12 protein-coding genes are annotated in these 13,727 nt (G+C 71.7%); 11 read left to right on the top strand and 1 reads right to left on the bottom strand.

Annotated elements, in window-relative coordinates:
- The first annotated feature begins 691 nt into the window (after positions 1 to 691).
- The 5 genes from ACIBVP_RS39000 to ACIBVP_RS38980 all read left to right on the top strand — a co-directional run bounded on the left by ACIBVP_RS39000 (position 692) and on the right by ACIBVP_RS38980 (position 6,922).
- Positions 692 to 2,368 (top strand): hypothetical protein, encoded by a 1,677-nt coding sequence (locus tag ACIBVP_RS39000; protein WP_396111529.1) that lies wholly within the window; start codon positions 692 to 694, stop codon positions 2,366 to 2,368.
- Positions 2,369 to 2,470: 102 nt separating this feature from the next.
- Positions 2,471 to 3,649, top strand: coding sequence for an ADP-forming succinate--CoA ligase subunit beta (gene sucC, locus ACIBVP_RS38995; RefSeq protein ID WP_396111528.1), 1,179 nt, complete (start codon positions 2,471 to 2,473; stop codon positions 3,647 to 3,649).
- A gap of 7 nt (positions 3,650 to 3,656) precedes the next feature.
- Positions 3,657 to 4,559: a succinate--CoA ligase subunit alpha gene (gene sucD / locus ACIBVP_RS38990; RefSeq protein ID WP_396111527.1), complete on the top strand. Its 903-nt coding sequence runs from the start codon at positions 3,657 to 3,659 to the stop codon at positions 4,557 to 4,559.
- A gap of 262 nt (positions 4,560 to 4,821) precedes the next feature.
- Positions 4,822 to 5,403, top strand: coding sequence for a DUF5336 domain-containing protein (locus ACIBVP_RS38985; protein WP_396111526.1), 582 nt, complete (start codon positions 4,822 to 4,824; stop codon positions 5,401 to 5,403).
- A gap of 133 nt (positions 5,404 to 5,536) precedes the next feature.
- On the top strand, positions 5,537 to 6,922 hold the full coding sequence (locus tag ACIBVP_RS38980) for a DUF6350 family protein (RefSeq protein WP_396111525.1): 1,386 nt from the start codon (positions 5,537 to 5,539) through the stop codon (positions 6,920 to 6,922).
- Positions 6,923 to 6,928: 6 nt separating this feature from the next.
- On the opposite strand, the gene ACIBVP_RS38975 is transcribed toward ACIBVP_RS38980, so the two are convergent.
- Entirely contained in the window at positions 6,929 to 7,429 is a 501-nt protein-coding gene (locus ACIBVP_RS38975) for a cupin domain-containing protein (protein ID WP_396111524.1), read from the bottom strand.
- A gap of 73 nt (positions 7,430 to 7,502) precedes the next feature.
- Between ACIBVP_RS38975 and ACIBVP_RS38970 the strand changes: the two genes are divergently transcribed.
- From ACIBVP_RS38970 to ACIBVP_RS38945, 6 genes are all read left to right on the top strand, one after another.
- The gene (locus ACIBVP_RS38970) at positions 7,503 to 8,558 is read left to right on the top strand and encodes a response regulator transcription factor (RefSeq protein ID WP_396111522.1); all 1,056 of its coding nucleotides are present in this window, start codon (positions 7,503 to 7,505) and stop codon (positions 8,556 to 8,558) included.
- Between the two features lie 189 nt (positions 8,559 to 8,747).
- Positions 8,748 to 9,356, top strand: a complete 609-nt coding sequence (purN, locus tag ACIBVP_RS38965) for a phosphoribosylglycinamide formyltransferase (protein WP_396111521.1) — start codon at positions 8,748 to 8,750, stop codon at positions 9,354 to 9,356.
- The gene (gene purH / locus ACIBVP_RS38960) at positions 9,353 to 10,906 is read left to right on the top strand and encodes a bifunctional phosphoribosylaminoimidazolecarboxamide formyltransferase/IMP cyclohydrolase (RefSeq protein WP_396111520.1); all 1,554 of its coding nucleotides are present in this window, start codon (positions 9,353 to 9,355) and stop codon (positions 10,904 to 10,906) included. The genes purN and purH overlap by 4 nt, the downstream gene beginning before the upstream one ends.
- Positions 10,907 to 10,987: 81 nt before the next feature.
- Entirely contained in the window at positions 10,988 to 11,779 is a 792-nt protein-coding gene (locus tag ACIBVP_RS38955) for a class I SAM-dependent methyltransferase (protein ID WP_396111519.1), read from the top strand.
- Positions 11,780 to 11,925: 146 nt separating this feature from the next.
- Positions 11,926 to 12,942, top strand: a complete 1,017-nt coding sequence (locus ACIBVP_RS38950; RefSeq protein ID WP_396111562.1) for an ABC transporter ATP-binding protein — start codon at positions 11,926 to 11,928, stop codon at positions 12,940 to 12,942.
- Positions 12,939 to 13,724, top strand: a complete 786-nt coding sequence (locus ACIBVP_RS38945; RefSeq protein WP_396111518.1) for an MlaE family ABC transporter permease — start codon at positions 12,939 to 12,941, stop codon at positions 13,722 to 13,724. The genes ACIBVP_RS38950 and ACIBVP_RS38945 overlap by 4 nt, the downstream gene beginning before the upstream one ends.
- The last annotated feature ends 3 nt before the right edge of the window (positions 13,725 to 13,727 follow it).

Raw genomic sequence — 13,727 nt, 5'->3', positions numbered from 1 at the left:
CGGTGGGCCGGTTTGCCGGGTGGCTCGGCTTGCGCTGCTTGCTTGGGTTCCCTGGGCGGCTCGTCTTGCGCGAGGGGCTCCCCTCGCCCGGGTGGCTTGGGTTGCGCTGCCCGCTTGCTGGCTGGCTTGGTTTGCCGGGTGGCTGGGTTTGCCGGGTGGGCCGGTCTGGCAGGTGGCTTGGGTTGCGCTGCCCGCTCGCGGGCTGGCTCGGTCTGCCGGGTGGCTGGGCTTGCCCGGGGTGGGTCGGCACCCCCGGTGGGCCGATCTGACAGGTGGCTCGGGTTGCGCTGCCCGCTTGCTGACTGGCTCGGTCTGCGGATGGGTCGGGTTGCGCTGCTTGCTTCGGTTGCGTGGGGTGGCTCGGCTTGCGCGAGGTGCTCGGCTTGTCCGGCCGGGGTGGGTTGCGCTGCCTGCTTGGGCTGCCTCGCTCGGTCGGACCTGATCGTTCAGCCCGGTCGGCGAGCGGACGTGTGGCTGCGGTCGGCGGGGTCGACGGTTCTGCCTGGGCGTGCCGCCCGCCGATCGACCGTGGGCGCGGCATGTGCGTGGCCGCGGGCCTTGCTAGCGTCTTCACACAATGACTGCGCGGACTCGATCGACGCTCGGTTCGGCCGGAGGCCGTGAGCGTGGGGAACCACAGGACGTCGATCGGCTTGGCTGGGGTGCTGCTCCGCTTCGGCTGCGGATCGCCTTGCTGGTTGCGCTGGCCGGTGCGGTGCTCACCGTCGTCGGGGTCGGGCAGGGGCTTGTCGACGACGCTCCGCCGCCCGGGTTCGGCAGCGGTTTCCTGCTCGGCGTTCTCGCGTTCGCGCCACCCGTGGTGGCGGTGCTCTTCGTCCTGTTCGGGCGGGCCATCGTGGGTGCCGGTGTGCTCGGCGGGGCCGCCCTGCTCGCGCCCGGGCTGGCCCTGGTCGACGGCCAGTTCATCCTCGACGCCGTGCAGGCCGGGCGGCCCGAGGTGCTCGTGCCCACCTCGCTCGGCACGCTCGCGCCCGGGTTCGGCAGCTACCTGCTCCTCGGCGGGCATCTCGTCGCGCTCGTGGCCGGGGTGCTCGCCGCCGGGCGGGCCGGGGCCGATCCGACGTCCGACTACTTCGCCGCGCTCGATCGGAGTGTGTCCACCGCCGGGCGCGGCGCGGCCATCGGCTGGGCACTGGCGGCGGCCACCGTCAGCATCGCGGGTCTGTTCTTCCCGCCGTTCCGGTCCGACAACGCCTTCCTCGTCGGGCAGGGCCTCGTCGACAGTCCGACCCTGGTCCGGTACGGCGGCATCCTGCTCGCGCTGACACTGCTCGTCGGCGGTGTGGCCGTCGCGGGCAGTTCACGGCCGCCGCTCGCCCGCGGGATGGGGCTCGGGCTGTTCCTCGCGCTCGCCTGGCTGGCCCTGCCGCAGGTGTTCGCCGTCGCCTCGATCGACTGGTTGCACGCCGAGCGCGGGGGTGGGCTGTGGACGCTCCTGCCGCTGGCCGTGCTCGTCGCCGTCCTCTTCGTCGTGCGGGGTGACCGGGCACGGCTCGACCAGCGCGACGGTGACCTCGAGCTGGCGACGAGCCCGCTGCACCTCGGCACCGGGGTGCTCGGCGTGCTCACCGGAATCACCGCGATCGCGGCCGCGCTCGGCGCACTGGTCGTGGTCGAGGGCGGGGCGCAGCTGGAGAGCTACGCCAACCGGCAGCTGATTCCCGCCGGGATCGTCGCCGTCGTGCTCGGTGCCGCCCTGTTCACGCGGTGGGCGGGGGCCGTGCGGCCCGCGTTCGTCGTCTCGCTCGCGGCGATCGTGGTGGTCGGGTTCGCCAGCCTCGACGCCGCGTTCACCGGCACCACACTGCTCGACACCCCCTTCGACGTGCCGATCGTCACCGCCGACGCGCGCGTCGGCGCCGGGACGTGGTTCGCCGTCGTCGCGATCGCGCTCGCCGGGATCGCCGCCGTCACCGCCGCGGTGGCCGGTGGAGCCGAACGGGACGACGTCGACCTCACCGAGCGGACACTGCACACGCGGATCGCCATCCCGGCCGGCGCGGCGGTCCTGCTCGCGGTCGGGGCGTTCGCCGCACCGATGATCGCCGCGCCCGACTACACCGCGCCCGGGATCTTCTCCGAGTTCCGGTTCGCCTCGTGGGGGCTGCTCATCGGGTTCGCCGCCGTCGCCGGGGCGGCCGCCGTCGCGGCGTTCTCGCGGCCGCGCCGGGCCGCCGCACTGTTGCTCGGCGGTGCCGCGGTGGTCGGGGTGCACCTGCTCGAACTGCCCATGACCGGAGACCGGGCCGAGGGCGCCACCGCGGGCCAGGGCACGTGGTTGTCCCTCGCCTGTCTGGTCGCCCTCGTCGCGGCCGCGGTCATGGCTATGACCGACCGCACTGAGTGAGGGACTTCACGGAAGCCGCCCGTCTCCCTTTCGTCGCAGGTCGCTAGGGTCTTCTGCGCAGCCGTTCCCCAAGCCGAGCCGGAGATACAGGAGACCGTCGTAGTGGATCTGTACGAGTACCAGGCGAAGGACCTCTTTGGGGCCCACGGCGTCCCGGTTCTGCCCGGGGACGTCGCCGACACCGCCGACGACGCCAGTCGCATCGCGGCCGACCTCGGTCAGCGTGTCGTGGTCAAGGCGCAGGTGAAGACCGGCGGCCGCGGCAAGGCGGGCGGCGTCAAGCTCGCCGACGACCCCGAGGACACGAAGGCCAAGGCCGAGGGGATCCTGGGCCTGGACATCAAGGGCCACGTCGTGCGCCGCGTCCTGGTCACGCCCGCGTCGGACATCGCGGAGGAGTACTACTTCTCCTTCCTGCTCGACCGCGCGAACCGCACCTTCCTCGCCATGGCGTCCGCCGAGGGCGGCATGGACATCGAGCAGCTGGCCGTCGAGCGGCCCGAGGCGCTCGCCAAGGTGCCCGTCGACGCGCTCAAGGGCGTCGACCTCGACAAGGCCACGGAGATCCTGACCGCGGGCAACTTCCCCGAGGCGATCCGCGACCAGGCCGCCGAGGTCGTCGTGAAGCTGTGGGAGACCTTCGTCAGCGAGGACGCCACGCTCGTCGAGGTGAACCCGCTGGTCCGCGACCCGCAGGACAAGATCATCGCGCTGGACGGCAAGGTCACGCTCGACGACAACGCGTCCTTCCGCCACCCCGGCCACGCCGACCTCGTCGACATCGCCGCCGAGGACCCGCTGGAGGCGGCGGCCAAGGCCAAGGACCTCAACTACGTCAAGCTCGACGGCGAGGTCGGCATCATCGGCAACGGCGCCGGTCTCGTCATGTCCACCCTCGACGTGGTCGCCTACGCGGGCGAGGAGTTCGGCGGCATGAAGCCCGCCAACTTCCTCGACATCGGCGGCGGCGCGTCCGCCGAGGTCATGGCCAACGGCCTGGAGATCATCCTCGGCGACGGCGACGTGAAGTCGGTCTTCGTCAACGTCTTCGGCGGCATCACCGCGTGCGACGCGGTCGCCAACGGCATCGTGCAGGCCTTCCAACTGCTGGAGTCCCGCGGCGAGCCCGTCAACAAGCCGATCGTGGTGCGCCTGGACGGCAACAACGCCGAGGAGGGCCGCCGCATCCTCACCGAGGCCGCGCTGCCCGGTCTCCAGCAGGTCGACACCATGGACAACGCGGCGCGCAAGGCCGCTGAGCTTGCCTCGAAGGGGGCCTGAGTCAGACATGGCTATCTTTCTCAACGAGGACAGCAAGATCATCGTCCAGGGCATGACCGGCGCCGAGGGCACCAAGCACACCCGCCGCATGCTCGCCTCCGGCGCGAACGTCGTCGGTGGCGTCAACGCCCGCAAGGCAGGCCAGAAGGCCGACTTCTCCGACGTCAGGGAGGGCCTGACCCTGCCGGTGTTCGGCACGGTCGCCGAGGCCATGGCCGAGACCGGCGCGGACGTGTCCGTGCTGTTCGTGCCGCCGAAGTTCGCGAAGGACGCGGCCATCGAGGCCATCGACGCGGGCATCCCGCTCGCCGTCGTGATCACCGAGGGCATCCCGGTGCACGACACCGCCGCGTTCTGGGCGCACGCCTGCGCCACCGGCAACAAGACCCGGATCGTCGGCCCGAACTGCCCCGGCGTGATCAGCCCCGGCAAGTCGAACGCGGGCATCATCCCCGCCGACATCACCGGCCCCGGCCGCATCGGCCTGGTGTCGAAGTCCGGCACGCTGACCTACCAGATGATGTACGAGCTGTCCGACATCGGTTTCTCGACGGCGGTCGGCATCGGCGGTGACCCGATCATCGGCACCACGCACATCGACGCGCTCGCCGCGTTCGAGTCCGACCCGCAGACCGAGGTCATCGTGATGATCGGCGAGATCGGCGGCGACGCCGAGGAGCGCGCCGCGGCCTACATCGCCGAGCACGTCACCAAGCCGGTCGTCGGCTACGTCGCGGGCTTCACCGCCCCCGAGGGCAAGACGATGGGCCACGCCGGTGCGATCGTGTCCGGTTCGTCGGGCACCGCGCACGCCAAGAAGGAAGCGCTGGAGGCGGCCGGGGTGAAGGTCGGCAAGACGCCGTCCGAGACGGCTGAGCTGGCACGACAGCTCGTGGCCGCGAAGGCCTGAGACACCTCGCAGCGACTCGACTGACCGTGGGGCCGGACGCTGGTGTAGCGTCCGGCCCCACGATGGTCTGGTATTCGGGGGAACCGCCTCGTTCTCAAGGCCGTCGGAAGGTCTGAGTTGAAGAATGTCCCACATCAATCGCGTCTAGTGAGCTGAGGAGAGCAACGCGATGACCTTCCCAGGCGGAGCTCCGGGTGGTTTCCCGGGCCAAGGGCCGCAGCAGCACCAACCCGGTCCCTACGGGCCTCCGCCCGGTGGCGGCATGAAACTCGGCCTCGGGGCCATCCTCCACCTGGCCGTCCTCGGCCTCGGAGCGATCAACTTCTTCGTCGGCTTCGCGGACGCCTTCGACGGCGGGGACAGCGGGTTCTTCTCCAACGGTTCGACGGTGCCCGCGCTGTTCCTGCTCGGCGGCCTGTTCTCGCTGCCCGCGGTGCTGCCGGGCGACAACAAGAAGCCGGGCCTCGCGCCCGCCGCGTTCTCCGTCGCAGCGATGTTCACGGTCCTGTTCTTCACGTTCTCCACGGACCCGGACGTGGGCACCGGCACGATCCTGCTGATGATCTTCGGCATCCTGCAGGGCATCGCCGCGGTCGCCGCGTACCTGTTCGACGCGGGCATCCTCAAGATGCCGGCACCGAACCCGTACGGCCAGCCCGGCGGGTTCCCGCCGTCCGGCCAGTTCCCGGCGCCGCCGCCGCAGCAGCCGGGCCAGCCCGGCCAGTTCGGTGCGCCTCCCGGTCAGCAGACCACGTTCGCGCCGCAGCAGGGCCAGTTCGGTCAGCCCGGCCAACAGCCCGGTCAGCCCGGCACCCCGCCGGGTGGGTACCCGCAGCAGGGCTGAGCCAAGACGCTCTTTCGATGGGGTGGTCGCCAACCGGCGGCCACCCCATCGTCGTGTCCGGGCCCGTCACCTGATCTGGTACCGGGCGGCGTGGCGCGCCCACCCGATCATGTCCACATGTGACAGTGGCGCCATGGCCCCCGACCTCGACATACCCAAAGAGCCGGGTGCGGCCACCCACCTGCCCGCCGACACCAGGACCGCCGAGATGCCGTCCCTGGCCAGGGTCCGCGTCCTCGTCCTGGCCGCGCTCGGCCCGGTCCTCGCCGGCTACCTCGCGCTCGCCGTGCTGCTCGCGCTGGTCACCGGCATCGCCACGAACGGGCAGTTCGCGCCCGGTGGCGTGCTCGGCGCCGCGCTGCCGGGCTGGCTCGCCGCGCACCAGGTGCCGGTGCGGATCCTCGGGCTGGAACTGGGTGTGCTGCCGCTGCTGCTGACCATCGGCGTCGCCGCGATCACCGCGAAGGCCGCCGCCACCGCGGCGGCACGGCTGGACCTGCGCAGACCGGGCCAGGCGGGAAAGCTGATCGCGCTGGTCGCGGCGGCACACGGGATCGCGGGCATGCTGTTCGCCGGGCTGTCGTCCCGCGGCGACGTCACCGCCGACCCGCTGTCCGCTCTGTACTACCCGGCACTGGTGTCCGCCCTGGCGGCCACCGCCGGGGTGGCACGCCGCTGCGGCCTGCTCGACGTGCTGGTCCTCCGCGCCGACGAGGCCGCCGTCGCCGGTCTCCGCGCGGGCGTGCTCGCGGTCGTGTTGCTGCTGGCGGCCGGCGGCGCACTGCTGACGTTCGGCCTGGTCACGTCCGTCCCGACGGCTCGCGACCTGTTCCCGGAGGGCGCGGGCGACGCGATCGGCGTGCTGCTGCTGTCGCTCGGCTACCTCCCGAACGCGATGATCGGCGCCACCGCGTTCCTGGCCGGGCCGGGGTTCTCGATCGGCACGGTCTCGGTGTCCCCGCTGGAGTTCGGTGGCGGCCCGGTGCCCGCGCTGCCGCTGCTCGCCGCACTGCCCGAGGGCGCGGCCGCGTGGTGGCCCGTGTTGTTCGTCCTGCCGCTCGCGGTGGGTGTCCTGGTGGGCAGGCGACTGCGGCACGTCGACGAGGACCCGCTGGCCAGGCTGCGTGCGGTCGCGGTCGCGTCGGGGGTCGTGGCCGTCGCGTTCGCGGTGCTGGGCGGCAGCGCGGGCGGCCACGTGGGCCGCGGCCCGTTCGACCCGGTCAGCATGCGGGCGGCGGCGCTGTCGGTCGCCCTGGTGCTGTGGACGGCCGTCCCGGCGGCGGTGGTCGTGTGGTTCGGCGGTCCACGCCCGGCCGCGGCACGGCTGCCCGGCCTGATCGACGACGATCCGGAACCCGCGGCGACCGGGGAAGCCGGCCCGAGCCCGGCGGAGGCCACGAACGAGGAAACAGAAGAGGAAACCGACGCCGAACCGGACGAGGCACCCGAAGAAGACCCGGCGGAACCGCCCGACCCGGGCGACGCGGTCGAAGAGCCCGGCGAGGCCGCACGCGACTGACGACCGTCAGGCGTCGTCGCCCGGGAGGGGGAACGGCGGCGGCCCGGTGATCGTGCAGCCGAGCGGTTCGAGCAGCTCCTGCAACCGGGCGGCCGCCTCCGGCGTCATCGGCCCAGGCACCGGCACGTCACCGTCGAACGGCTGTGCCAGCAGGACACCCGAGTCCCGGAAGAAGCTCTCGAACCCGGCCGGGGTGATCAGCGTGTAGAAGTGCGCGGACGCGGACGCGATCCGGAAGGCGTGTTCCCTGCTCGCGGGCAGGTGGATCAGCGTGCCCGCCTCGACCAGCGTCGTCCGTCCCTCGCACCAGCCCTCCAGCGCGCCGTCGAGCACGATGAACGTCTCGGCCTCGCGGGCGTGGACGTGCCGCGGGGTCATCGCGCCGAGCGCGGCGCGCTCCTCGACGAGCGAGAACGCCCCGCCCGTGTCGGCCCCGGACAGCAGGATGCGGCAGAGCATGTCGACGTGGTTGTAGACGGGGGTGTCGGCGGGGGCGAGTCGTGTCATGCCGCCGAGCATGGCGACGACGACCGGCCGGCGACCATCCCCGGAACCGGGGATTCGGACTTAGCATTACCCGATGACGTTCGCGCACGTCGACACGTTGTCGCGCCGGCTGCGGACCGCCGTCGGCCGTGCGAGCGGCGCCGACCCGGCCGACACCGCGGCGCGCGTCCTGGACGCCGTCATGGCGGCCGTGCCGGGCGCGTCCGCCGGGGCGCTGCTGCTCATGAACCCGCACACCGGGCTGTTCTGGTCGGGTGCGGTCACCGCGCTCCCGGCGGCGAGCTGTCACCCGTTCTTCGAGGTCGAGCTGTCGGGCGACACCGACAGCTTCCGGCGGATGGCCACGACCCGGGCACCCGCCCGCGCGCTGCGCCTGAAGAACACGAACCCCGCGCTGCTCGACCGCGTCGTCGAGCCGTTCGGGTTCACCGACGAAGTACGTGCCGTCCTGCCCGACGGGGCCGTGACCTGGGGTGGCGTGTCGCTGTGGCGGGGCGGGGGGATGTTCACGGCGGACGACGAGGCCCTGCTCGACTCGGTCGCCGCCACCGCGGGGGCCGTGCTGCGCGGCAGCGTCGTGGCGGCGCTGGACCGCGGCGTCGCGGGCCCGGCCACGCGCGGGATGCTGCTCGTCGAGGACGGCCGGGTCGTCGAGGCCAGGCTCGACGGTCTCGGCCTGGGGCAGGAGCTGACGGACACCGACGTCCGCCAGTACCGGCACGTCGACCACCTGGCGGTGCTCGCGACCGCCGACCCCGGGTTCTCGACGGTCATCCGCACGGCCGACGGCCGGTGGATCTCCGCGCACGGCATCGAGCTGGCGCCCGGCCGGGTCGCGGTCACCCTGACGGCGGCCACCCCCGCCGAGCTGCTCGGCGCCCGGGTCGCTGGCTCGGGCCTGTCGGTCCGCGAGATCGAGGTGACCAGGCTGCTGTGCCGAGGGTTGTCGGACGCCGAGATCGCGGCCGAACTGTTCCTCTCCCCGCACACCGTGCACGACCACGTCCGCGCGATCCGCGCCAAGCTCGGCGTCCGCAGCCGGGCCGCGGTCGTGTCGCTGGTGTTCACCGACGCCTACTTCGACGCGTTCCTCGCGACCGCGGCGATCCGCCACGCCGGGCAGGGCTAGCGCGGTCGCGCCGTTGTCCGCGACGAAGTTCCACAGCTCCAGCGCGTGGTGGAGCCGGTACGGCGCGCTCCGCGCCAGCCCACTCCCCAACGTCCCCCGGACGTGCCGGGCGACCGGTTTTCGGCGGCGATCACGGGCCGCCTAAGCTGCGGGTATGACTGGGAGCCACCGCTGAGCGAGTCCATCTCGGTGAGACCGGACGTGCCCGCGCGGCTCGTCGTGCTGGTCTCCGGTTCCGGCACCCTCCTCCAGGCCGTGCTCGACGCGGCCGACCTCCCCGTGCGTGTGGTCGCGGTCGGCGCGGACCGGCCGGGCATCGAAGGGCTGGCGCGGGCCGAGCGGGCGGGCGTGCCGGGGTTCGTGGTGCGGCTGAAGGACCACCCGGACCGCACCGCGTGGGACCGCGCGCTGACCAAGGCGGTCGCCGCCCACGAGCCGGACCTGGTCGTGTCGGCCGGGTTCATGAAGATCCTCGGACCGGAGTTCCTCGCCGCGTTCGGCGGCCGGGTGATCAACACCCATCCCGCGCTGCTGCCCGCCTTCCCGGGCGCGCACGCGGTCGCCGACGCCGTCGCGTACGGCGTGCGGGTCACCGGCTGCACGGTGCACCTCGTCGACGCGGGTGTGGACACCGGACCGATCGTCGCGCAGGAGGCGGTGAGCGTGACGCCGGGCGAGGACGTCGACGCGCTGCACGAGCGCATCAAGGTTGTCGAGCGTCGGCTGCTGGTCGACGTGATCGCATTGCTGACCCGCCAGGGGTACACGGTGCACGGACGAAAGGTGAGCATCCCGTGACTGACGAGCGGCGCCCGGTTCGCCGGGCCCTCATCGGGGTTTCGGACAAGTCGGGTCTGCTGGAGCTGGCCGCGGGCCTGCACGCGGCCGGCGTGGAGATCGTGTCGACCGGCGGCACGGCGAAGGTGATCGCGGACGCCGGGGTGCCGGTGACGCCCGTCGAGCAGGTGACCGGGTTCCCCGAGTCGTTCGACGGGCGGGTGAAGACCCTGCACCCGCGCGTGCACGCCGGTCTGCTGGCGGACGTGCGGCTGCCGTCGCACGTGGCGCAGCTGGAGGAGCTGGGCATCGAGCCGTTCGACCTGCTGGTGGTGAACCTGTACCCGTTCGCGCGGACCGTGGCGTCGGGTGCGTCGCCGGACGAGTGCGTCGAGCAGATCGACATCGGGGGCCCGGCGATGGTCCGCGCGGCGGCGAAGAACCACGCGAGCGTGGCCGTGGTCGTGGACCCGGCGCGCTACGAGTGGGTGCTGGAGTCGGTGCGGGGCGGCGGTTTCACGCTCGCCGACCGGCAGGGCCTCGCCGCGGACGCGTACCGCCACACGGCGTCCTACGACATCGCGGTGGCGTCGTGGATGGGGTCCGTGCTGGCGCCCGCCGACGACGTCTTCCCGACCTGGGTCGGTGCGAGCTGGCAACGGCGCGACGTGCTGCGGTACGGGGAGAACCCGCACCAGAAGGCGGCGCTGTACACGTCCGGCCGCCCGGGGCTCGCGACCGCGGAACAGTTGCACGGCAAGGAGATGTCGTACAACAACTACCTCGACTCGGACGCCGCGTGGCGGTCCGCGTACGACCACGAGGCACCGTGTGTCGCGATCATCAAGCACAACAACCCGTGCGGCATCGCGGTGTCCACTTCGGACATCGCGGATGCGCACCGCAAGGCGCACGCGTGCGACCCGGTGTCCGCCTACGGTGGCGTGATCGCGGCGAACCGCGAGGTGTCGGTCGAGATGGCCGAGCAGGTGGCGGAGGTGTTCACCGAGGTCATCGTCGCTCCGTCCTTCGCGGACGGTGCGGTGGAGGTGTTGTCGCGCAAGAAGAACATCCGGATCCTCGTCGCCGAGCCACCGTCGCGCGGTGGCCCCGAGTTCCGTCCCGTCTCGGGCGGTCTGCTGATGCAGCAGCAGGACGTCATCGACGCACCCGGCGACGACCCGGCGAAGTGGACCCTCGCGACCGGCGCCCCGGTCGACGACGCCACGCTGGCCGACCTGGCGTTCGCGTGGCGCACGTGCCGCGCGGTCAAGTCGAACGCGATCGTGCTCGCGGCGGACGGCGCCACGGTCGGTGTCGGCATGGGCCAGGTCAACCGGGTGGACGCGGCCAAGCTGGCGGTGGCACGCGCCGGTGACCGCGCACGTGGTTCGGTGGCGGCGTCGGACGCGTTCTTCCCGTTCCCCGACGGCCCGGAGCTGCTGATGGAGGCGGGCATCCGCGCGATCGTCCAGCCGGGCGGCTCGGTCCGCGACGCCGAGGTGATCGCGGCCGCGGAGGCGGCGGGCGTGCCGGTCTACCTGACGGGCACGCGCCACTTCGCCCACTGAGGACCCAAGCGACGCGCCTGACCAGGTCGCGCCCGCTGTTCTGGCAGGGCATCGAGCGCCCGGTGCGCGTAGGTTCTGGGTATGAGCGATCTTGGGGACGTGTTCGACGCCGGGCAGGACGAGTTCGCGGTGCTGGGGCCGGTGCTCTGGAACCCGATCGGGGCGGCGACCGTCGCCGAGGCGGGGCTGCGGCCCGGGGACCGGGTGCTCGACGTCTGTTGTGGTGCCGGGGCCTCCGCCATCCCCGCCGCCCGTGCGGTCGGGGCCGGCGGGCACGTCGACGCCATCGACCTCGCCGAACGGCTCCTGGAGCAGGGGCGGGCGAACGCGCGTGACCTGCCCCAGCTGACCTTCACCCACGCCGACGCCACGGGGTGGGCCACCACCGGCTACGACGTCGTCCAGTGCGTGTTCGGGGTCTTCTTCCTGCCGGAGATGGACACCGCCGCCGCGCGCCTCGCGAGCCTCGTCAAGCCCGGCGGCCGGTTCGTCGTCACCACCTGGGACGAGCACGCCATCTCGCCCGTGCCCGAGATCCTCGGCGACGCCGTCGTCGCGGCGGGCGGGGACCCCAAGCCGCGGCTCGGGCGTGGGCCCGCGGAGCGGATCAGCACCCCCGGCAAGCTCCGCGACTGGCTCACCGGGCTCGGGCTCGACGACGTCCGCGTTGTCACCTTCGAACACAGCATGCCGCTCGACGACACCACCTCGTGGGCAATCGTCATGGGATCGGCCATGCGGATTCGTCTGAACGGGCTGCCGGAAAGCCTCCTTCCGCAGGTGCGTACCCGCTTCCTCGATCTCCTCCGCGACCGTAAGGTGGACCGCATGAACGCCGTTTCGCTCATCGGAATGGGCCGAATGGCGGAGTAGTCAGGTTTTCGCTCACATCTCCACAAATCCGCCGCCGGTAATTGTCACGGCGATCAGAAAAATCAGCGGATTGTTGCCTGTCAGAGTGGCCGTCGTTAGCGTACTCGCCAGTAGATAAGCGGCCTTGGCACCAATGGAGGTGTGTGTTGGGAGTCGAGGTCGTGGTCGAGGACCTCTCCAAGTCCTTCGGGAACCAGCGGATCTGGCACGACGTCACGCTCACGCTGCCCGCCGGTGAGGTGAGCGTCATGCTCGGCCCGTCGGGTACCGGGAAATCCGTCTTCCTGAAGTGCCTGATCGGGTTGCTCAAACCCGATTCGGGTAAGATCCTCATCAACGGGATCGACCTGGTCAGGTGTTCCGAACACCAGCTCTACGAAACCCGCAAGTTATTCGGGGTGCTGTTCCAGGACGGCGCGTTGTTCGGTTCCATGAACCTCTACGACAACATCGCCTTCCCGTTGCGTGAGCACACCAAGAAGAGCGAGACCGAAATCAAGGGCATCGTCCTCGGCAAGATGGACATGGTCGGTCTCGCGGGTGCGGAACGCAAACTCCCCGGTGAGATCTCCGGCGGTATGCGCAAACGCGCGGGGCTCGCCCGCGCGCTCGTGCTGGACCCCCAGATCATCCTGGTCGACGAGCCCGACTCGGGGCTCGACCCGGTCCGCACCTCCTACATCTCCCAGTTGCTCATCGACCTCAACGCGCAGGTCGACGCCACCATCATGATCGTCTCCCACAACATCAACCTCGCGCGGACCGTGCCCGACAACATCGGCATGCTGTTCCGCCGCGAGCTGGTCATGTTCGGACCTCGCGAGGTGCTGCTCACGAGCGAGGTGCCCGCGGTCAAGCAGTTCCTCAACGGGTCGCGCATCGGGCCGATCGGCATGTCGGAGGAGAAGGACGAGGCCACGATGGCCGCGGAACGGGCGCACGCCGACGCCGGGCACCACGACGGGTCCACAGAGGACGTTCGCGGGGTGGTGCCGCAGCTGCGGCCGACGCCCGGCCTGCCGTACCGGGAGGCGGTGCGCCGCCGCAAGGACCGCGTCATGCGCATCATCCACACGCTGCCGCCCGCCGCGCGGCACGGCATCCTGTCCAGCCTGGACGTCGAGGACCGGCTCCGCTACGGCATCGGGACACCGACGAGATGAGCACGAGGAGCACCTTCCCCGGCGCCGCCGCGATGCGGGAGACCGGCAGGCTCTACGCGCTCGGGCTCGACGTCGTCCGCTGCATCCCGAAGCGGCCCTTCCAGTTCCGCGAGTTCATCGGCCAGTTCTGGTTCATCGCCAGCGTCTCGCTGCTGCCCGCGGCACTCGTGTCGATCCCGTTCGGCGCGGTCATCGCGCTGCACCTCGGCTCGCTGACCCAGCAGATCGGCGCGCAGTCGTTCACTGGTGCGGCGAGCGTGCTCGCGATCATCCAGCAGGCCAGCCCGGTGGTGACCGCGCTGCTCATCGCCGGGGCGGGCGGTTCGGCCATGTGCGCCGACCTCGGCTCCCGCACGATCCGCGAGGAGATCGACGCGATGGAGGTGCTGGGCGTCAACCCGGTCCAGCGCCTGATCGTGCCGCGGGTGCTCGCCGCGATGGGGGTCGCCGCGTTCCTCAACGGCCTCGTGTCCGTGGTCGGCGTGCTCGGCGGCTACTTCTTCAACGTGATCATGCAGGGTGGCACGCCGGGTGCCTACCTGGCGAGCTTCTCCGCGCTGGCACAGCTGCCGGACCTGTGGATCTCCGAGATCAAGGCCGTGATCTTCGGGTTCGTCGCCGGTGTGGTCGCCTCCTACCGCGGCCTCAACCCGGGCCGCGGCCCGAAGGGCGTCGGGGACGCGGTCAACCAGTCCGTGGTGATCACGTTCCTGCTCCTGTTCCTGCTCAACCTGATCCTCACGACGCTGTACCTGCAGGTCGTGCCGCCGAAGGGGGCGTGAGTC

Source organism: Actinophytocola sp. NPDC049390 (assembly GCF_044466355.1).
Lineage (GTDB): Bacteria > Actinomycetota > Actinomycetes > Mycobacteriales > Pseudonocardiaceae > Actinophytocola.
The sequence above is the reverse complement of the archived record's forward strand: the minus strand, read 5'-3'. Positions and strand labels throughout refer to the sequence as shown.